Source organism: Moorena sp. SIO3A2 (assembly GCF_010672265.1).
GTDB classification, from domain to species: Bacteria; Cyanobacteriota; Cyanobacteriia; order Cyanobacteriales; family Coleofasciculaceae; genus Moorena; species Moorena producens.
Window position 1 is genome coordinate 40,783 of the sequence record NZ_JAAHHC010000006.1, and the last position, 19,994, is coordinate 60,776.

Here is a 19,994-nt window from a genome sequence, read left to right on the forward strand (position 1 = left end):
TTAAGGAAAAACATGGCACAACGCGCCAATCAACAGCTACCAGAAGAAATTATTGGCTCAGCCAACCGTCGAGGAGTCTTGCTATCTCTATTGGGAACTCTGATACTTGTTATTTTGTGCAATTTTGCAGCTAAATGGTATCTGAATGACCATCGACCTAATCGAGGCTATTGGTTGGTCAAGGAAAAATGGGAAATGTTACTGGGCTTGAAGCAACCTGTTGACTGGCTCATCCTAGGAGATTCCAGTTGTAACCAGGGGGTAGTTCCAAGTATTCTCAACGAGAGACTCGATGTTACCTCAATCAATCTCTGCACTATCGGCAACATGTTGAGCCTCAACGATGCCTGGATGCTAGAAAAATATATACAGCAATCTGGAGCTCCAAAAAATGTTCTGATCGTGCATGTCTACGATGTTTGGCATCGCGGAATTAACTTTCCGTTACTAGCGAGAGTTCCTTTGAGTTGGGGATACTGGCAGGAGCTTGAACCACCACTAAAGATTCGTTTACGCGGTCCGGGTATTTTATTTATCGAGCGATATTTTCCCCTCTATTCTGAAAACAAGAGTCTTTCGTTATGGTTCAGGTTTCCTCTGGATACGTTCAAGGAAGTCAGAAGCTACAATATAGAAGAAGATGGGTTCATGGTTTGGGAAAAACCCAACCCTAGTTATGTAGAAGCACAGAAGGAGTCGCATATCAATTTTGCCAGAAACAATCAATTTAATCTTTCGCCCTACAACCGTCAAGCTTTGGAACGAATAGTGGCACTGGCGGAAGAGTATGGTTTTAATGTTTACTTAGCCAACAGCCCAATGTATGAAGGTCTTTATGAGCATGAGGATTTTCAAGCCTATTTTAATCAACTTCAAGAAACTCTCGGTGCCTATGCTGCCAAGAGTGAACGAGTACACTACATTTTCCGAGAGCCAATGACCTTTCCCAAGGAGCAGATGGAAAATGCCGATCATCTGGTTTACTCTGCTGCCAAGGTCTACACTAATGAACTTGTGTCAGAAATTCTGTCCTTACAGTCGCAAACCACAACAAGTAATCATGATCAGATAAACGTTGTTGAGTAATTTAAATAGTCGGACACAATTAAATTTATAGCGCTACGGGCAGGCAAGAGGCAATAGGCAAGCTATAGCAGAAGTCAGAAGTCAGAAGTCAGAAGTCAGAAGTCAAACTCTTGCGCTTACTTAGGTTTGAGACTTTTGTCATGTCCTAACTGCCCTGGCGACTGCTATAGCAATAGGCAAGAGGCAATAGGCAAGCTAGCAATAGGCAAGAGGCAATAGGCAAGCTAGCAATAGAGAATGCCGATCGCTATTGACATTATTTTTTGGTCATAACTCCCAAACTAGTCTATAAAAAAATTGTAATTATAGTGTAATTATTCAGATAATATAACATTTTTATCTTGGAGGATACATTTGTGTCTATACCTATCATCACTCTTCACCGGGGAAATTCTCTTCACTTACTCTATAGTTTAGCTCAAGCTAAACAAACTAATCCTAAATCGGACATTTTTTTAATTGGAGATGAGAGTAACCAGTGGATTAATTTCGTGAATCATGAAAATATTAAAGATTATTATAGTAGTGCTAAAAAATTTGAAGATGTGTATGGGGATAATCACCTGAGTCGGAATAATTATAGTTATGAGTTATTTTGTTTTCAGAGATGGTTAATTCTCAAAGATTTTATGATAAAAAATAAATTAAAAAAATGTGTCCATATAGATTCTGATTTGATGATTTATACTAACCTTTCAGAAGAGCAAGTAAAATTTGAAGCTTTTGATTTTACTTTATCTAAAAAAGGGTCTGGACACAACTCGTTTATTAAACTTAAGGGATTAGAAGACTTTTGTGAACTTTTAATGCATTTCTACACAACTTCATCAACCCTAGAAATCCTAAGATCATTATTGGCAGAGAAGCGGAATAATGGTGAGACCAGGGGTGGTATATGTGATATGACTTTACTGAATCAGTACTATCAGAGAAATGCTGATAAAATTGGCTTGACATCTGATATTATTAATGATTCCGTCTATGATGCTAATGTAAATATTTCAGACGGATTTGAAATGTGTAATGGAATGAAAAAAATTTATTGGATAGATAGTCATCCATTTTGTAGACATGTGGAGTATGGAAAGGAAATAAAATTTAATTCTATCCATTTTAAAGGTCATGCTAAAAAGTACATAAATGAGTTTTATCGTGGGGATAAAAAACTGATTTTATATAATCAATTTTATCGAAAAATGAAAGCAGGATTGACCAAGATTATTAATTAGATATAGCGGTTTATATCCTAATGAGGTACACAGGATTTTTTCCCTGTTCCCTGTTCCCTCCAGGGACTCTGTACCTCACCAAATTGAAAAGCGCTATATATACTTATTAATATCAATCATATCTATAGCGTTTTTCTAGATAAAAAAATATCACATACATCTTGTAACCTTTATATTACAATAATTGTGATATTTTTAATTCAACCGATAATACCCTACAACTGTTACTGGACATGAGATAAATTATTGATAATATAAACCTCCAAGCTTCTGTCTTGAGAAACCAACAGTCCTAAAACTCATGAATAATACCCAAATCACTGATACCCTCTCTATTGGCGATCGCTGCCCACTCACCCTGATTGGTGGTCCCTGTGTCATTGAATCGGAAGACTTTACCTTAAAAATGGCAGAGGAGATCCGCAAAGTATGCGATCGCTTGAATATTCCTTTGATCTTCAAGTCTTCCTTTGACAAAGCCAATCGAACTTCAATAAACTCCTTTCGGGGACAAACTCTAGACAGAGGTCTAGAAATTCTCCAGAAGGTCAAACAGAAGGTGGGTGTGCCAGTGCTTACCGATATCCACGGAAGTCACCAAGCTGCAACTGTTGCTGAAGTAGTCGATGTCCTGCAAATCCCAGCTTTTCTGTGTCGCCAAACTGACTTACTAATCGCTGCGGCTGCTACAGGTAAGGCAATTAACGTCAAAAAAGGTCAGTTTCTTGCCCCTTGGGATATGAAGCATGTGGTCAGCAAACTGGAAGCTGGGGGAGCCAAGAATATTTTACTCACTGAGCGGGGTACTAGTTTTGGTTACAATACCCTAGTGGTAGACTTTCGCTCCCTCCCTCAGATGCGCGAGTTAGGTTATCCTGTGGTTTTTGATGCCACTCATAGCGTCCAGATGCCAGGAGGAAAGGGAGATAAGTCTGGTGGACAGCGACACTTTGTTCCCTATTTGGCCAGAGCTGCGGCTGCGGTTGGGATTGATGCTCTGTTCATGGAAATTCATGAAAATCCTGACATCGCCCCTAGTGATGGTCCGAATATGGTACCCTTGGCCGAACTGGAAAATGTGCTAAAGGGAATTCTGAATGTTCGTGCGGGTTTGGACACTACAACTGGGGTAAATTTGCCATGAACAAAATCCCTGAAGCTGAATTACAAGCACGTTTATCCCAGGTCAAACTGCTAGCCCTAGATGTGGATGGGGTCATGACCGATGGCGGACTTTACTACACAGAAAGCGGTGAAGAACTCAGAAAGTTTAATGTCAAGGATGGCATGGGAATCAAGCTACTGCAACAGACTGGAATTGAGGTAGCTGTTATTACCAATAGCAGTTGTAGGGCAACCCGACATCGAGTCCAAAAGCTAGGAATCAAGTACAGTTTTTTTGCGGTTGAAGATAAGTTAGCTGTCCTCAAAGAACTCTGTGAACAGTTGAGTTTATCTCTTTCCCAAGTCGCCTATGTTGGTGATGATATCATTGATTTACCAGTTCTGGAAGCTGTAGGATGTCCCTTAACTGTTGCTGATGCGATGCCAGAAAACCGAGACTGTGCTGTGTATGTTACCAGATTAGCAGGTGGGCAAGGAGGGGTTCGAGAAATATGTGAGCTCTTGATGAAAGTACAGGTTTAAGGTAAGCATTTAGCTATAAGCTACAAGCTATCAGCAGTCAGCGGTCAGCGGTCAGCGGTCAGCCATTCGCGAATGGCTGACGTAACAGAGATTAAACCAATGCTTACTTGTTTTATTTAAAAGCTGAGAGCTGAGAGCTGAGAGCTGAGAGCTGATACCTGATAGCTGATAGCTGAATGCTTACGCCCCTGCAGCTTAGAACTTAAACTCTACAGCTGAACCAAAAGCTCAGTTTATGCCCACTGGAAGTATAGAATACTATCCCGATTCAAAAAATAACTTCTGAAAGGGTTAGTAGGCAATGCTTCTCAAGTAGAAGTCTCGGATAATACCAAATCGGCGTTAAAAACCCCCTTTATAGTTTAGTCCTTGAGGTGCGGACGAAAGTTTGTGGACGCGCGACTTCGTTCTCGTCTGGGCTAAAGGGGGGTTATCAAAGCGGATTGGCTATGACTTTGCAAGCCTTCAGCTTGGGAGGGTTAAGACTTTTGTCTGTTAACCAGGAGCAACGCTGAATATTCCCATAAACAAAATGACTAATCCTAAACTTGTTAAACGCATCATTACCTGTCAAGGCAGCATTCAACTAGTGACTGCCTTATCAGTCCTTAGTTACAGAGAAAAAGAGCAAAAAGACCTTAATATTAAATACGAAGACTACCTTGTTATTTATCATCTCTATTCTCCCCCAGGGCAAATTGATGAATTTGCCGCCTTTATCAAAACTATAGCAGAGTTAGTGGGTGAGTGGCATAAAATTGTGTACATCACCCCTGAGCAGCTCAGTGATATTGAGAGTCGATTAGACTATTCCAGCCCATCAAAAATTTTCCGTATGGTCCATGAAATGGTTGGCACTAACAGGGCTGATGAAATTTACCTGTGCCGGAATTGGATGTTTGGAAATAAGCTACTTATTAATATTTACAAATCGGCACAAAAAATTTGTTACGGTGATAGTATTGGCTTTTATTTTTCAGTAAATTCAAAAGCTTTGTTTCCAGAAACTCAAGAAAATAAGCCTAATTTAATTAACTATATACAAGCCAGATATAAATCTTTATTAAATAAAGTTAAGACGATATTAAAAATAAAAACGTCCCTAAAACCTAGACTAAAATTTGATATCGGTTATTTTGTATTGCCTGACGTTTTTGGGGAATCACCTCCCATGAAAACTGTCACCTTAAATAAGGTGTGGCTTCTCGAAACTTTTCAAAAGCTGAGGGGTTTGGTAAACCCAGAATACATTCTCCAGTTTCGCAAGAACATTGCTGAGTCTCCCGTCTCAATCTTACTCACTTCAAATTTGTCTGAGGCGGGTAGAATGTCTCTGGAGAATGAAATCGCTGCTTACCGTGAATTCCTGATCTGTGAAGGTATAGAGCCAAACACAGTACTGGTGCTAAAACCCCATCCTAGAGATGACAATGTCAAACTCCAGAAGTTGGAGTATGCCCTATCTTACTTGTTTGATAAAATAATAGTTTTATCAGAACCAGACCTCTTTTTTCTGCCATTTGAGGTATTTTTTTCCGAAGCTTTCCTCCCCCTAGATTCAAGCCGAAATAATCAACCCAGGGTGTTTGCCGTCAGTACAGCTTGTCTGTCCCTAAAGCTACTGTTTAATGTTCCAAGTATTGTTGGCTTTGGCGACCAGATTACTTCCAAGCTTTTCTATGAAAATTATGCAGCTGGTAGGTTGGAACACGAGGGGGAGTTAAGAGCAGCAATCAACAAAGTTGAAGTACCTGCAATCATTACCAATGGATTATCTGGCGTTGCTGAATTAAGTAATGGATAGGAGTAGAGTGGGCATCCTGCCCGCAAGGGCAAGATATCGAACGGGCAAGATGCCCATTCTACAGGTGCGACCCAAGGCCGCGAGCAATCCCTCGCGGCCTAGGAGGCGCGCACCTACTCTTAAAATCATTCTATTATTCAGCAACGTCGATTATCTTAATCTCGGCTGCAGATTTATCGCTTTGTTCGCTATTCCACTTAAGCTGTTCAGCATTTAGATTGGGATACCTAAATTCCTCAAAGGTAACGGGGAACAGGGAACAGAGAACGGGAAATAACCAATTTAAATGCACATTAGCTTCTAGCATTTATCAAAAGTACCTCACCGAGCACCATGAAAGTCCTACATATCAATCAGTCTGATATTTCTGGAGGAGCCGCGATCGCAGGCTACCGACTCCATCAAGGTTTGCTGGGTCAAGGCGCAGACTCACGCTTGTTAGTCTGGAGGCTCAAAACTAGTAGTGATCGCGTAGATTCTGCTCCCCGTTTAGCCATTCTAGATAAACTAACTGCCCCGATTACCCAACAACTAGGACTCTACTATATTAATAAACTGGGCACGTTTAATATTCCTAAGCACAGCTTTTACAAAAACGCCGATGTCCTCAATTTTCATGTCCTTCATGGTGCCAGTAGTGGATACTTTAACTATCTAGCAATCCCTTCATTAACTAAACGTAAACCTGCTGTGTTTACTTTCCATGATATGTGGAGCTTTACGGGACATTGTGCCTATAGCTATGACTGCGATCGCTGGAAAAGTGGTTGTGGCAAGTGTCCCGATCTAGATACTTACCCAGCTATTCCAAAAGATAACACTCATATAGAGTGGAAGCTAAAAAACTGGGCTTATAGTCACTCAAACTTAACAATTGTCACTCCCAGTCGCTGGCTTGGTGAGCAAGCTAAGCAAAGTATGCTCAACCGCTTTGGGATTCACCATATTCCAAATGGTATTAATACCGAAGTCTATCAGCCTCTCGAATCCAAACACTGCAAATCTCTACTCGGCATTCCCACGTCCAAAAAAGTTCTGATGTTTGCAGCAACAAACTTAGCAGAGAACCGCAAGGGCGGCGATTTGCTATTGAAAGCGTTGCAAAGTCTACCCCAGTCCCTCAAGGCTGAAAGTGTAGTGCTAACGTTTGGTAGTGGTGGCGAAACCATTGCTGAGACTGTTGGCATGCCAGCATTGAATCTTGGTTATGCCAGCAATGATCGCTTTAAAGCCATTGCCTATTCTGCTGCTGATTTGTTTCTTTTCCCCACCCGTGCGGACAATCTTCCCTTGGTGCTGCAAGAGAGTATGGCTTGTGGTACACCCATGGTGTCTTTCAAAATCGGCGGCGTTCCCGATTTAGTACGTCCTGGTATTACTGGTTATTTAGCTCAACCAGAGGATACTCAAGATTTCTGTAATGGCATTGTGCAGCTACTGGAAGACAAACATCTACGGGAAACCATGGCACAACAGTGTCGTGCTATTGCCTTGGAAGAATACTCAATAGAGCTGCAAGCCCAGCGATATATCGACCTATATCATCAGGTCTTACAAAACTAGAATGCGATCGCATCCGTCAACAGGGGTGCATCTCATATAGCGCTACGCTTAGCGTCAGAAGTCAGAAGTCAGAAGTCAGAAGTCAGCTTAGACTTACGTTTCGGAGTTTAGGAGCGATGCAGAGGTGCGACCCGTGGCGAATTAAATTCGCCACGGGTCGCACCGCTCCCTACTCCCTACTCCCTACTCCCTACTCCCTACTCCCTACTCCCTTTGCTATATCAATTTCATGTGGTGGGTGATTAAATGTGAGCAATATTTTTTGAAATTAGTATTAGAGAGAGCATATCAATAAATCTGGAAAAGGAAAATTCTGGTAGCCAGTATTTATATCAGTATGTATTGTTAGCTGGTCGTGAGATGTAACTATTTTAAGAGGTTATAACCTTGAAAACCATTGCTCTAATTGAGGAAAATTGGAATGGGCACCGTCCAATATACCTCAAGGTTTTCACCAAAACTTTGCTTGAGCTTGGTCATCAAGTGATAGCCTTCTGCCCAGAACCATCAGAATTGAGTGAATGGGTTGCCTTTAACTGCTCTAAGTATCAAGAGCAATTCCAGGTTTTTGAATGTCAAACACCAGAGCCTAGCTCATTTCCGATCAATGGAATTCGCGCAGCCCTGAATGCAGTAAAACGTTGGTGCTACGCCAAAGTTAGCATTCAGCATGCTTCATCGAAGATTGGTAAAGTACCCGATCTAGTGTTTTTTCCCTGGGTTGATAGTTGCTTAGCACCTTACCTGCTACACCATGTAGTAGACAGGATTTTCCCTTACCGTTGGTCTGGTCTCTATTTTCACCCTCGTCATTTGAGGCTTAAACAAAAGTTTTGGTCTATCAATAGAGGTCCTCTAAAACCTCATGGTGTTTTAAAGTCCTCTCATTGCCCAGCTATTGCTGTTCTCGACGAAGGGATTGCTAACAAATTACAAAGCAAAATCAATGGTAAAAATGTAATTACTTTTCCCGATTTTGCCGACGAGTCAGCCCCAGACTTTAATTGGTCAATCGTGAAACAAATTCAAGCCCAAGCCGATGGCAAAAAAATCATTGGATTACTAGGGGTACAATCCAAGCGCAAAGGAGTTCTGACACTTTTAGAAGTTGCTCAGCAGATGGTGAAAGAAGACTATTTTTTTGTCTTCGCTGGTCAGTTATCCAAGCAGACCTACACTTCCCAGGAGCAAGCCAGACTCCAGACTATTCTTAACTTAAAGTTACCTAACTGCTTTTTTTATTTTGAGCGTATTCCTGATGAAGCAAAATTTAACGCTTTAGTTAGTAATTGCGATATCTTATTTGCTGCCTATAATAACTTCCCCCACAGTAGCAATATCCTGACTAAAGCAGCAGTCTTTGAAAAACCTGTGATTGTGAGCAGCAACTTTTGTATGGCAGAGAGAGTTCGCAAATTTAAATTGGGTTTAAGTATCAATGAGGGGGATGTGCTGCAATGTATTTATGCTATCGGTCGCCTCTGTAGTCAACTGGAAAAATATAACCAAGAAGTGCAACCGGATTTTCAGGGTTATAGACGTCTTCACTCTACTGATCAGCTCATAGAGAAACTTCAGACTATTTTAAATAGTATTTAACAGGTCGCTATTGAAAACTAATAATTTCTAGATTAATTCTATAGATCGAGATGAAAACTCCAGTTGCGTTCATAATCTTCAAACGACCAGATACTACTGAGAGAGTATTTGAGGTAATTCGCCAAGCCAAACCTCCCAAACTTTTAGTCATTGCTGATGGACCTCGTGCCGATCGACCAGGTGAAGCAGAAAAGTGTGCTGCAGCTCGTGCAATTATTGAGCGCGTCGATTGGGATTGTGAGGTTTTGGAAAACTACTCTGATGTAAACATGGGCTGCTGTCAGAGAGTGTCAAGTGGCATAGACTGGGTTTTTAACACCGTTGAAGAAGCAATTATTCTTGAAGATGATTGTCTTCCACATCCCGATTTTTTTCCATTTTGTGAAAATCTCTTAGAGAGATATCGAGATGATGAGCGAATCATGCTCATTAGTGGTAGTAACTTTCTAGGTCAATGGAACTCTGATATTCAGAGTTATCATTTCTCATATTATACTGCAACTTGGGGTTGGGCTTCTTGGCGAAGGGCATGGAACTATTATGATATTAATATGAGTCTTTGGTCAAATCCTGAGATCAAAAATCGGATCAGGGATGTCTTGGCAAATAAAGAGCATTACAAAGCACTTAAAAAATCTTTTGAATATACACTAAACGGTAAGTATGATACTTGGGATTACCGATGGACTTTTGCAATACTTGCCCAGTCTGGATTATCAGTTGTTCCTGCTGTAAACCTGATTTCAAATATTGGTTTTGGTGAAGATGCAACTCATACCTTATCAACGGATAACGAACTAGCAAAACTTAAAACACTAAGTCTTAACTTTCCGATCCAATATAACAATTTTACAGCGGTAGATCGAGATTATGATAAAAACTATTACGAAAATTTTATTAAACGCTCGAAAATTAAAAAAATACAAAAAATATTAAAAAAGTTTTATAACCTAGGCAAAACTTGATGTCGCTGACAGCATTAAAATAAAGTTGAATTAACAATTATTTTCAAAAAAAGTTAATTCATTATATTTTTTGAAAATAATTTATTAGTTAATATTAAACTATAACTTGGTATGACAAATAAAAAATCCTGTTGAAAAGCATGATATCATTTTTTATTTATAGCATTGACAAATAAATCATCATTGGGGTTGATGATTTATGATAACACCAACTAATATTCAGATTGTTTTGATAAAGTCGTATCCAAACAATCCTTTGCCAAGAGGTCTTATGAACCAATAGTTATCTTGAGTGATGTGATTTTTATGGTAAGTATATGTTCAAACTAATAAATATAGGTTGTGGCTCTACATATTCTAATCATCCTGCGTGGACGAACGTTGATTTAGCACCACAATCATCCCATATTGATAATCATGATATCAGGAAAAATTTGCCCTACCCTGATGCTTATTTTGATGCTTGCTATAGTTCTCATGTAATAGAACACCTCAAGCAGCATGAAGCTGATCAACTTATGGCTGAGTGTTGGCGTGTTCTTAAGCCACGGGGAATAATTAGGGCAGTTGTCCCTGATCTAGAATCAATAGCTAGAAATTATATCTCTACTCTAGAACAGGTTGAGTCTGGTCTTACGGAAGCAGAGGCTAACTATGACTGGATAATGTTAGAACTTTATGACCAGACAGTTCGCCACGTTAAAGGTGGTGAAATGGCTAGTTATCTAGCTGACTCTAATCTTACTAATAAAGAGTTTATAGTATCTCGTATCGGTAGCAATGCCGATCTATTTTTGGATAAAAACTCTGAAAAACAATCATTGATAGAGCGACTAGCATCTAAGGATGCCTATTGGTTTTACAAAACCTTTAGAAGCTTTAATCTCAGAAATAGTATTGCCAAATATCTAGTGACTCTGATCGCAGGCAATGAAGCACGACGGGCATTTGAAGTAGGGTTGTTTCGGAATTCAGGTGAAATTCATTATTGGATGTATGACCGCTTTTCTTTACGACGACTGCTTGAGCGCTCAGGATTTGTGGAGGTGCGCGTTTGTAGTGCTGATTCAAGCCGTATTCAAGATTTTAATAGCTACGGTCTAGATATGGTTGATGGCAAAGTGCGTAAACCTGATTCACTATTCATGGAAGGTATTAAACCATGAAGACTCTAATTGTTAGTAGTTTCGATATATCTGGTGGAGCTGCTCGTGCTGCCTATCGATTACATCAGGGCTTGCAAAGCATTAATTTAGATTCCCAAATCCTAGTGCAGGAAAAATTTAGTCATGATCAAACAGTAATTGGACCGACAATCAAGTTGAAAGAGGGCCTAGCCAGGATGAGATGGACGTTTGGCGCTTTACCTCAAAAGCTTTACCCTCAACGGGAAGATACCACGTTTACTACCCAGTGGCTTCCCGATGCAGTTGTCCCCAAAGTTGCCCGACTTCAGCCCGATATTATTAATCTCCATTGGATTTGTGCTGGCTATGTGCAAATTGAAACCATTGCGAAACTAAAGCGACCGATTGTTTGGACTCTTCATGATATGTGGCCATTCACAGGGGGATGTCACTACAATCACGATTGCGATCGCTATACAGCCTCCTGTGGTGCTTGTCCTCAACTTCACAGCAGCAAAGACTGGGATTTATCCCGTTGGGTATGGCAGCGCAAAGCCAAGGCTTGGAGAAATCTTGACCTGACAGTTGTCGCCCTTAGCTCATGGTTAGCCAAATGTGCCAGTGCCAGTTCCCTTTTCCAGGATCTGCCCATTGAGCTAATTCCCAATGGGATTGATACTCAAAAGTACAGACCCATCCATCAGCAGGTAGCGCGAGAATTACTTAGTTTGCCCCAGGATAAGCAACTTATTCTGTTTGGAGCAGTAAATGCCACTAGTGACAAACGAAAAGGGTTTCAATTGTTACAACCAGCGCTGCAAGAGCTGAGCCAATCCGGGTGGCGAGATCAACTAGAGTTGGTTATTTTTGGTGACTCTCAGCCAGACAATCCACCTGAGTTTGGTTTTAAGACTCACTACTTAGGTACATTGAGCGATGATCTCTCCCTAGCACTAGTCTATGCAGCAGCAGATGTATTTGTTGCCCCTTCCCTTCAAGATAACTTGCCAAACACAGTGATGGAAGCGATCGCCTGTGGAACTCCTTGCGTCGCCTTCAACATTGGCGGGATGCCCGATCTGATTGAGCACCAGAAAAACGGCTATTTAGCCCAACCTTACAAAATTGAGGCTCTGGCTCAAGGAATTGCTTGGGTGCTAGAGAACACAGAGCGACATCAAAAACTATCCTACCGCGCCCGCGAGAAGGTAGAAAAAGAATTTACCTTGGAAATTCAAGCAAGACGCTACTTATCTCTTTTTAATGAAATTTTATCGGGGGTATAATTATAGCAGTTCTCAGGACGAGTGAGGGACATTACTTATCCCTTTAAGGCAATAGGCAATAGGCATGCTAGCAATAGTAAAGAGGGTTTTAAGCGATGCAGCGCGGTCTTGGGGGTTCCCCCCATCAGCGACTGCATCAAGACAGGGAATCAGTGTCAAAGAAGACTGTACCTCATAACTGCGAGCAACGCTATATAACTAATATGAGAGATATTATTCCTGAGATAACTAGGGCTATAAAAGTCGTATTAATAGATAGTTTATGGTGAATTTCAAAAGGTTATCGCCTAATCAATTAATAACTTTTTTTTTGCTAAAGTTAGAACCTTTTCTGATTGGCATCTGCTTATTTTCTGGCATGTTTCTTGACATACCAGGCTCTATACTTACGCTTTTAAAACTTGCTAGCTATCTAATCTTGTTTTTTTTACTTATTTGGCGATGGAAAAGAGTTGCATATGTTTTTACAAAGGATATACCTTTACTATGCTTAGTGGGGACTGCTGTGTGGTCGATTGCATGGTCTGCCGTTCCCGGTATTCCAGCATTACTTAGAGCTGTGTTACGTGCAACTGCCCTCGGAGGATACTTAGCAGCTCGCTATAACCCTAAGGAGCAAATGCGTCTTCTGGCATGGGTGCTAGGCATAGTGGCGATTCTAAGCTTATTGGTCACTCTAGGTAATGGCTTCGGGGGAGCTCCCGCTCAGGGTATCCTTAGGCATAAAAATCATTTGGCTCGTCTGATGTCCCTAAATGCCATAATGTCTTTATTGACCGCCCTCAACCACCGGAAATATCGCTGGGTAGGGTGGGCTGGATTTAGCTTGTCTGTTTTGATGCTCCTGCTTTCTCAAGGAAAATCAGCGTTGGTAATCTTTTTAGTTATGATTACCCTCCTGCCCCTTCACAAGTTTGTAAAACAGCACTATAAGTTACAAACTTTTCTTTACATGGTCTCAGCTCTACTGGCTTTTGTTGCATCTATATTAATTTTATGGAACCTGGAATTCATAGTAGTTGATACTCTAGGCAAAGATCTTGAATTTAACGGGCGTTTACCTATTTGGACTTTGTTATTTGAGAGAATTTTAGAACGACCTTGGTTAGGTTACGGTTTTGAGGGATTCTGGTCTTCCGACGCCGGTTACTCTGTAATCAACTCTACATGGCTTGCCCATGGAGGACATGGTCATTCTCATAGTGGTTATCTTGAGTTAGCTCTGCAACTTGGATTTTTAGGTGTTTTACTTTTTGTGGTTAGTTTATTGACGGCATTATTTAGGATAATTAAATTACTAAGCTTAAGGAAAAAAATAGAATTTTTATGGATGTTTCTCTACCTAATATTTTTCAGTATTGCTAACTTTAGCCTAGAACCATCAATTCTTGTCGAGGACATATTGTGGACTGTATACGTATCAACCGCTCTTTCCGCAGGTGTTTACCAGAGTCGAATTGTCAAAAATCGCCACTTAATGAAAGCTGCCCAAGTCTGATCTAGCATTTTTAGTTGAGATGTGAAACTAGATTTGATGGGTAAAGGGAACAGGGAGTAGGGAGCAGGGAGTAGGGAGCAGGGAGTAGGGAGTAGGGGAAATAAAATTGACTGTACCTCATAAGTACGATAAACGCTATCTACTAACTAAGTATTAAGTTTAATGAGATAATTTTAAATGCTATATCATTAAACTTATCCTGATAATTAAAAGTTTATTTTATTAATTTATTTCATTAATTTAAACGGGATAGTAAGCCATGACAAATTCAGAGCAAAGTACCATTTGTGAACAAGAAGCCCCTCACTTAGCCAAACTTCCGACCATTTCGATAGTTGTTCCTAACTATAATAGCGGAGCAACTATCGGTGCAACGTTGCAAAGCTTAATCGATCAGAACTATCCCAAGCTGGAAATCATTGTAGTGGATGGCGGCTCCACTGACAACAGTGTGGAGGTAATTAAGCAGTTTGAACCATACATTACCTGGTGGGTTAGTGAGAAGGACAATGGTCAATCTAATGCCATTAATAAAGGTTTTGCTAAGTGTAATGGTGATATCGTTAATTGGCTGTGCAGTGACGACCTCCTAGCACCAGATGCCTTGCACACAGTGGGCAAATACTTTGCCGAGTCACCTGATATTGATGTCCTAGTTGGTCGCAGCCAAATTGAATATAGGACTGAAAATTTAGGTCAACCACTCAAGGGAGCTAATTTTTGGATGAGCCTGTTTGGGCGAGTCTTGCCCTTAGGATTAGGCTCACGACCTATGATCAAGGATGCAGAAAACCAGATCTACATCAAAGCTCCTACACTCAAACAAATTGACTTAATCGCTGTTGCTTGTCCAATTCACCAACCTAGCTGCTTTTATCGGCGCAAGCTGCTTGATCGACCTCAACCTTTAAATGAAAGTTATGAGTACACCATGGATATTGAGCTATTTAATTATTTCTACTCCTGTGGTGTGCGCTGGCGCGTTATCGACGAGGTGCTAAGCATTGCTCCAGTAAGTGGTGATAATAAAACCAGCATTGCTGGTGTAAAAGCCACTTATGAATTAGAGCAGATATACAAAACTTACACCAAAGAATGGATCCCTCTAACCTATTGGCATAGACGACTACGTTATCCCTTGGAGGGTTTTATCAAACGTCATCGTGGCGGTATTTGGTTATACATAGTCGGACCAGTATGGGTTGCACTCACACTACTATTAGCTCCATTTTATGGTGTTGAAAAAGTTTGGGCACTCAGGTGGACAAAGTGGATTTGATTACCGATTTAACTACCTATTTAACCCTATAGCCTTGGTGAGGGCCTTAAAGTCAGGATTTACCCAAAACTGGACTTGAAACTCTATAGGTAGTAGGAGCACACGGCGTGTAACCATACAAGTAGAGTTACTGCAGCAGTCCTGAAAGTATTAAAATTATGAAAAATTATGATTAACTATCCGTCTTTACACATAATTAAAGACACAAGTCAAGACACAAGTCAAGACACAAATCAAGACAAAACTTTAGAACTTAAAACACAAAATCCTGTTTCTGTCGTGGCATGGCAGGTATTAATGTTAGGTGACAACCTTCAGATCAAGGGTGGTATCGCATCAGTGCAGAAACTTATTCTTCGTAATGCACCCTCTCACGTTCAAATTCAGCACATTCCTACTACCTGTACTGATGGGGAAAACGGATCAATTACTCGTAAGATCTTAGCTTTTGGGAAAGCTCTAGGCAAGTTGCTGTGGAAGTTATCAAGAAAAAAAGCTGATCTTATTCACGTGCATTTTTGTCAAAGGGGTAGCACGCTCCGGAAAATGATTTTGATGCTCGTTGCACTAGCGTTTGATGTCCCTGTAGTTTTGCACGCCCATGGTAGCGAGTATAAGTTGTTTTACACTGGGCTGCCTCAATGGGCTAAACGAATAATTAGCTCGCTGTTTCGACAATCTGCTTACTTGATTGTTCTATCACAGAGCTGGAAAAACTTTTACCAGTCTAGTTTCGGACTAAAAGCAGAACAGGTTGTAATCCTTCCTAACCCAGTAGAGTTCCCCTCGAAAATTCCAGAGCGCACAAGCTGCAACCAGATAATGTTGGTTTTTTTGGGACAAATCGGTCAACGCAAAGGAGTATTTGATCTGATCCGGGCATTTGCCTCCCTCCCTCCTGAACATAAAACCTGCTCAAAATTAATATTAGCAGGGGATGGAGAAGTAGAACAAGCCTGTCAATTAGTTGAGAGTCTGGATTTAGGAGACTATATCAAAGTCCCTGGCGGGATAGACTCAGGGCAACGGGATGCTCTTTTAGCAAAAGCTAACATATTTGTCTTGCCGTCTTACAACGAAGGTCTGCCGATGGCATTGCTGGAAGCAATGGGTTGGGGCTTACCTGTGATCACCACACCAGTAGGGGGGATACCCGAGGTAGTTACTCACGCAGAGAATGGACTAATCATAAATCCAGGGGATATTGAACAGCTATCAGATACCTTGAAGTCTCTGATTGAAAATAAGTCTTTGAGAATTTCCTTAGGAGCTAAAGCAAGAACGAGTGTTGTTCCCCTAGATGTCAAAAATTATTGGACTTCTATGAGCGAGGTCTATCGTTCAGTCTTAAAATAAAAACATAAATATATACATTAATATATATTTATAGGTATGTAGTTTGATGACTTCAGGCTTCTTCTGTCTAAAACTTACCTGGCTCAGATGTTGATAACAACAACTGCTCTAGATATCTAACCGATCTGGGTACAGCTCAGAAAATTAATTACCATTTTCGGAAAATATTTAAGATGAAAATACTGATATCTGCTTTCAATTGCAATCCTGAAAAAGGTTCTGAGGATGAACTTGGTTGGTCGTGGGTTCTTCAACTCTCACAGATGGGGCATGAAGTCTGGGTGATTACTGAAGCCAACAATCAGCCCAGTATTGAGCAATTCATCTCTAAAAACTCCCTCAATAATTTGAATTTTTATTACCATAATTTACCAGTTTTTTCCTTTAATAGGTGGATATTTAAAGGAAATAAATTTGGGATTATTGCTATGCGTATCACCGTTGAAATTCTTTTGTTCCACTGGCAGTGGGGTGCGTATCAGACTGCCAAATTATTGACCCAGCAAGTGGCATTTGATTGTGTGCATCATGTCACAAATAGCTGTGTGCGACGTTATAGCTTCATGGGTTTTCTAGGACTCCCTTTCATTTTGGGTCCACTAGCTGGTGGACTAAGAACACCTTGGCGTTTCAGGAAAAGCTACCCCTTGATGGGCAAAATCCTTGATTTTGGTCGTGACCTAGCCAATAGCTGGATTCAGTTTAATCCCCTGATGCACTTGACCTTTACTAAGGCATCAAAAATCTATCTTGACTCCGAGCAAACACGGTCGCTTATTCCAAAATTTTATCGCCATAAATCTGAAGTTATTTTTAATGTGCCTCCCTGTAGGATGACTACTATCCCTGAGGGAATTCAACGAAAGTCAACCGAAACAGAAACTTTCCGGGTTCTGTTTGTAGGACGGTTGTTGTTTTGGAAAGGTTTACATCTAGGGCTAAAAGCCTTTGCGCAGCTGCTCGATAAGATCCCGAATGCCCGTTTAACAGCCCTTGGCAGAGGTCCAGAAGAAAAGTGGCTGCAAGGACTCACCGAGCAGTTGGGAATCCAGAATGCTGTAGACTGGATATCTTGGATAGATCAGAAAGAATTGATTTCAGCCTATCTACACCATAATGTTTTTTTATTCCCAAGTCTCCATGAAACTTCCGGTACAGTTGTCATAGAAGCTTTGTCCTATGGCTTACCTGTAGTTTGCCTCGATTTAGGAGGACCAGGAGTGATAGTGGATGAAACCTGTGGACGGGTGATAAAAACGGATGGGTTGACGGAAGAAGCTATGATTCAGAGGCTTAGTGATGCCTTAGTAGAACTAGCAGAAAACTCAGAATTGCGACAGCAGTTGAGTGAAAGGGCATGGGCGCAACCAACTAAATTTGAATTTAAGAATGTTGTGGAACAAATATATAGCTCTTCGGTACTTGTTGAGAAAACCTTGAAGGAAGCACCCCTAGATGATAAAAGTTGATCAACTTTTTAAGTTATTAACAATACAATTATATTTTACATCACTTCGGCATCTATCATTAAAAGTATATTTAATGATTAGTTTTACTGATTTGATTAAGGAACTAAATTTTAATGACTTCATTTTCTAAAGTATTAATAATCGTCGAAAATCTACCTGTACCCTTTGACCGAAGGGTATGGATGGAAGCCACTAGCTTACAGAAAGCTGGCTATCAAGTTACTACAATTTCTCCCAAAGGGAATGGGTTTGACAAAGATTATGAAGTCATTGAAGGGATTCATATTTATCGCCATCCCCTACCACCGGAAGAAAGCTCCGTTACTGGCTATATTCGAGAGTACAGCTGGGCTATAAATTGGCAATTTCGCTTAGCTTGCCAAGTATGGCGAGAGCAGGGTTTTGACATTATCCACATTTGCAATCCCCCAGATTTAATCTTCCTAGTGGCGGGATGGTTTAAATTGTTTCGGGGCGTAAAAGTAATCTTCGATCACCACGATCTGGCTCCGGAGATGTACATCGCCAAGTATGGACGAAAAGATATCTTCTATCATGGTCTACGCTGGGCTGAGCGCTTAACTTATGCTACAGCAGACATGGTGATTTCAACCAACGAATCCCATCGCAAGGTCGCCCTTACCCGAGGGGGGAAGAAACCAGAGCAAGTATTTGTAGTGCGCAGTGGACCTGATCTGGCACGGTTTCGGATTATGCCCTCAAACCCGAGTTACCGCAGAGGTCGTCAATATCTGGTAGGTTATATGGGAGTGATGGGGGAACCAGAGGGCATTGACTATCTTCTGAGGGCAGTACGTTACATCGTGCAGGAAAAGAAGCGCCAAGATATTCACTTCATGCTCATTGGCAGTGGCCCTGCTGCTGAAACCCTCAAGGCTTTATCTAAAGAGCTTGACCTGACTGATTTTGTAGAATTCACAGGATTTCAGACCGGGGAAGCACTTTTAGAGCGGCTTTCCAGTTGCGATGTATGCGTGGAACCGTCTCCCACATCGGCTTACAACGAAAACTGTACTATGAATAAAATCTTGGAGTACATGGCCTTAGGCAAACCTATTGTTCAGTTTGACCTCCGAGAGGGAAGACGCTCTGCAGAGAATGCATCTGTTTATGCTACGCCTAATGACGAGCTGGAGTTTGCTGAGAAAATTCTGGAACTGCTCAATTCTCCTGAACTCAGAGAAAAAATGGGAGCAGAAGGTAGACGCAGGATGGAAGAGATGCTGGAGTGGCGTCATCAAGCCCCTAAACTTTTGGATGCTTATGGGAAAGTTTCCTTACCTTTGTCAGGGATTAGTATTAACTTAGGCACTAGGTATTAGGCTTGAGGCTTTAAGTATTAGGTAAGCATTCAGCAGTCAGCAGTCAGCAGTCAGCTTAATGCTTACGTTTGTCAGAAGCCGAACTAGCCCGTTTTCTTCAAATTGCTATGGGTTCAGCCAGTGAACTTGAATATCACCTGTTACTGGCAGAAGGTAAGCATTCAGCTATCAGCTAATGCGCTACCTCCCAGGGTCGAAGCCTTTGCCACGCACCCTACTTGAGGTGCTTATGCGCTACAGATGGTGCTACTTGAGGTGCTATCAGCTAATGCGCTACCTCCCAGGGTCGAAGCCTGTGCCACGCACGCGACTTGAGGTGCTTATGCGCTATGGGTACGGTTGAGGAGGAAAGCGTTAAGAATAAAAGAGGTAAGCATTAGTTTAATTTGAGCAAAGTCCCAGGGTCGAAGCCTGTGCCACAAAGCACCTCAAGTAGCGTGCGCCGATGCGCAATGCGCAATGGACTTTTCTGGTGACTTTCAATTATCATTAATCTCGAACTATTAAATTATATCGTTTGGGCCATGCGCACGCTACGGGAACGAGCTTTATTTTAAGCTGACCGCTGACCCCTGACGGCTGAATGCTTACGGCTGAAGATCTTAACTTAACTCTTAGCCAAAGACTATGAATCCCATCGCAGCAGAGGTATAGCGCTACGTGCCAGGCATGCTAGCATGCTAGCATGCTAGCAATAGCTGATTATAATAGCTTTTGCTGCTTTTATAAATGTCCTAACCTTA

The 19,994-nt window shown here is 41.2% G+C and carries 19 protein-coding genes; 18 read left to right on the forward strand and 1 reads right to left on the reverse strand.

Going from position 1 to position 19,994, the window contains the following annotated elements; genetic code table 11:
- Positions 1-12: 12 nt before the first annotated feature.
- The 5 genes from F6K64_RS07925 to F6K64_RS07945 all read left to right on the forward strand — a co-directional run bounded on the left by F6K64_RS07925 (position 13) and on the right by F6K64_RS07945 (position 5,766).
- On the forward strand, positions 13-1,086 hold the full coding sequence (locus tag F6K64_RS07925; RefSeq protein WP_008179265.1) for a hypothetical protein: 1,074 nt from the start codon (positions 13-15) through the stop codon (positions 1,084-1,086).
- Between the two features lie 356 nt (positions 1,087-1,442).
- On the forward strand, positions 1,443-2,315 hold the full coding sequence (locus F6K64_RS07930; RefSeq protein WP_008179264.1) for a hypothetical protein: 873 nt from the start codon (positions 1,443-1,445) through the stop codon (positions 2,313-2,315).
- 301 nt (positions 2,316-2,616) lie between these two features.
- The gene (kdsA, locus tag F6K64_RS07935; protein WP_008179263.1) at positions 2,617-3,459 is read left to right on the forward strand and encodes a 3-deoxy-8-phosphooctulonate synthase; all 843 of its coding nucleotides are present in this window, start codon (positions 2,617-2,619) and stop codon (positions 3,457-3,459) included.
- Positions 3,456-3,962: a KdsC family phosphatase gene (locus tag F6K64_RS07940; RefSeq protein ID WP_008179261.1), complete on the forward strand. Its 507-nt coding sequence runs from the start codon at positions 3,456-3,458 to the stop codon at positions 3,960-3,962. The genes kdsA and F6K64_RS07940 overlap by 4 nt, the downstream gene beginning before the upstream one ends.
- A 532-nt stretch (positions 3,963-4,494) precedes the next feature.
- Positions 4,495-5,766: a polysialyltransferase family glycosyltransferase gene (locus F6K64_RS07945; RefSeq protein WP_008179259.1), complete on the forward strand. Its 1,272-nt coding sequence runs from the start codon at positions 4,495-4,497 to the stop codon at positions 5,764-5,766.
- A 133-nt stretch (positions 5,767-5,899) separates the two neighbouring features.
- On the opposite strand, the gene F6K64_RS07950 is transcribed toward F6K64_RS07945, so the two are convergent.
- On the reverse strand, positions 5,900-6,073 hold the full coding sequence (locus tag F6K64_RS07950) for a hypothetical protein (RefSeq protein WP_008179257.1): 174 nt from the start codon (positions 6,071-6,073) through the stop codon (positions 5,900-5,902).
- Between the two features lie 26 nt (positions 6,074-6,099).
- On the opposite strand from F6K64_RS07950, the gene F6K64_RS07955 reads away from it, so the two are divergent.
- The 13 genes from F6K64_RS07955 to F6K64_RS08015 all read left to right on the forward strand — a co-directional run bounded on the left by F6K64_RS07955 (position 6,100) and on the right by F6K64_RS08015 (position 19,427).
- A complete protein-coding gene (locus F6K64_RS07955) occupies positions 6,100-7,329 on the forward strand; it encodes a glycosyltransferase family 4 protein (RefSeq protein ID WP_008179255.1) in 1,230 nt (409 codons plus the stop codon).
- A 116-nt stretch (positions 7,330-7,445) separates the two neighbouring features.
- A complete protein-coding gene (locus tag F6K64_RS07960; RefSeq protein WP_267871980.1) occupies positions 7,446-7,571 on the forward strand; it encodes a hypothetical protein in 126 nt (41 codons plus the stop codon).
- A 145-nt stretch (positions 7,572-7,716) separates the two neighbouring features.
- Positions 7,717-8,928: a glycosyltransferase gene (locus F6K64_RS07965; RefSeq protein WP_008179253.1), complete on the forward strand. Its 1,212-nt coding sequence runs from the start codon at positions 7,717-7,719 to the stop codon at positions 8,926-8,928.
- Between the two features lie 50 nt (positions 8,929-8,978).
- Positions 8,979-9,893, forward strand: coding sequence for a hypothetical protein (locus F6K64_RS07970; protein ID WP_008179252.1), 915 nt, complete (start codon positions 8,979-8,981; stop codon positions 9,891-9,893).
- Positions 9,894-10,210: 317 nt separating this feature from the next.
- A complete protein-coding gene (locus F6K64_RS07975) occupies positions 10,211-11,059 on the forward strand; it encodes a class I SAM-dependent methyltransferase (protein WP_008179250.1) in 849 nt (282 codons plus the stop codon).
- On the forward strand, positions 11,056-12,306 hold the full coding sequence (locus F6K64_RS07980; RefSeq protein ID WP_008179248.1) for a glycosyltransferase family 4 protein: 1,251 nt from the start codon (positions 11,056-11,058) through the stop codon (positions 12,304-12,306). Before F6K64_RS07975 ends, F6K64_RS07980 begins: the two co-directional genes overlap by 4 nt.
- Positions 12,307-12,401: 95 nt before the next feature.
- Positions 12,402-12,575, forward strand: a complete 174-nt coding sequence (locus F6K64_RS07985; RefSeq protein WP_287265236.1) for a hypothetical protein — start codon at positions 12,402-12,404, stop codon at positions 12,573-12,575.
- Positions 12,569-13,804, forward strand: a complete 1,236-nt coding sequence (locus F6K64_RS07990) for an O-antigen ligase family protein (RefSeq protein ID WP_287265237.1) — start codon at positions 12,569-12,571, stop codon at positions 13,802-13,804. Before F6K64_RS07985 ends, F6K64_RS07990 begins: the two co-directional genes overlap by 7 nt.
- Before the next feature lie 259 nt (positions 13,805-14,063).
- Entirely contained in the window at positions 14,064-15,083 is a 1,020-nt protein-coding gene (locus tag F6K64_RS07995) for a glycosyltransferase family 2 protein (RefSeq protein ID WP_008179244.1), read from the forward strand.
- A gap of 168 nt (positions 15,084-15,251) precedes the next feature.
- Positions 15,252-16,439, forward strand: a complete 1,188-nt coding sequence (locus F6K64_RS08000; RefSeq protein WP_008179242.1) for a glycosyltransferase family 4 protein — start codon at positions 15,252-15,254, stop codon at positions 16,437-16,439.
- 173 nt (positions 16,440-16,612) lie between these two features.
- Positions 16,613-17,908: a glycosyltransferase family 4 protein gene (locus F6K64_RS08005; RefSeq protein WP_008179240.1), complete on the forward strand. Its 1,296-nt coding sequence runs from the start codon at positions 16,613-16,615 to the stop codon at positions 17,906-17,908.
- Positions 17,909-18,090: 182 nt separating this feature from the next.
- Complete coding sequence (locus F6K64_RS08010; RefSeq protein ID WP_008179237.1) at positions 18,091-19,251, forward strand: glycosyltransferase family 4 protein; 1,161 nt, start codon at positions 18,091-18,093, stop codon at positions 19,249-19,251.
- Between the two features lie 68 nt (positions 19,252-19,319).
- On the forward strand, positions 19,320-19,427 hold the full coding sequence (locus F6K64_RS08015; protein WP_008179236.1) for a four helix bundle protein: 108 nt from the start codon (positions 19,320-19,322) through the stop codon (positions 19,425-19,427).
- Positions 19,428-19,994 lie beyond the last annotated feature (567 nt).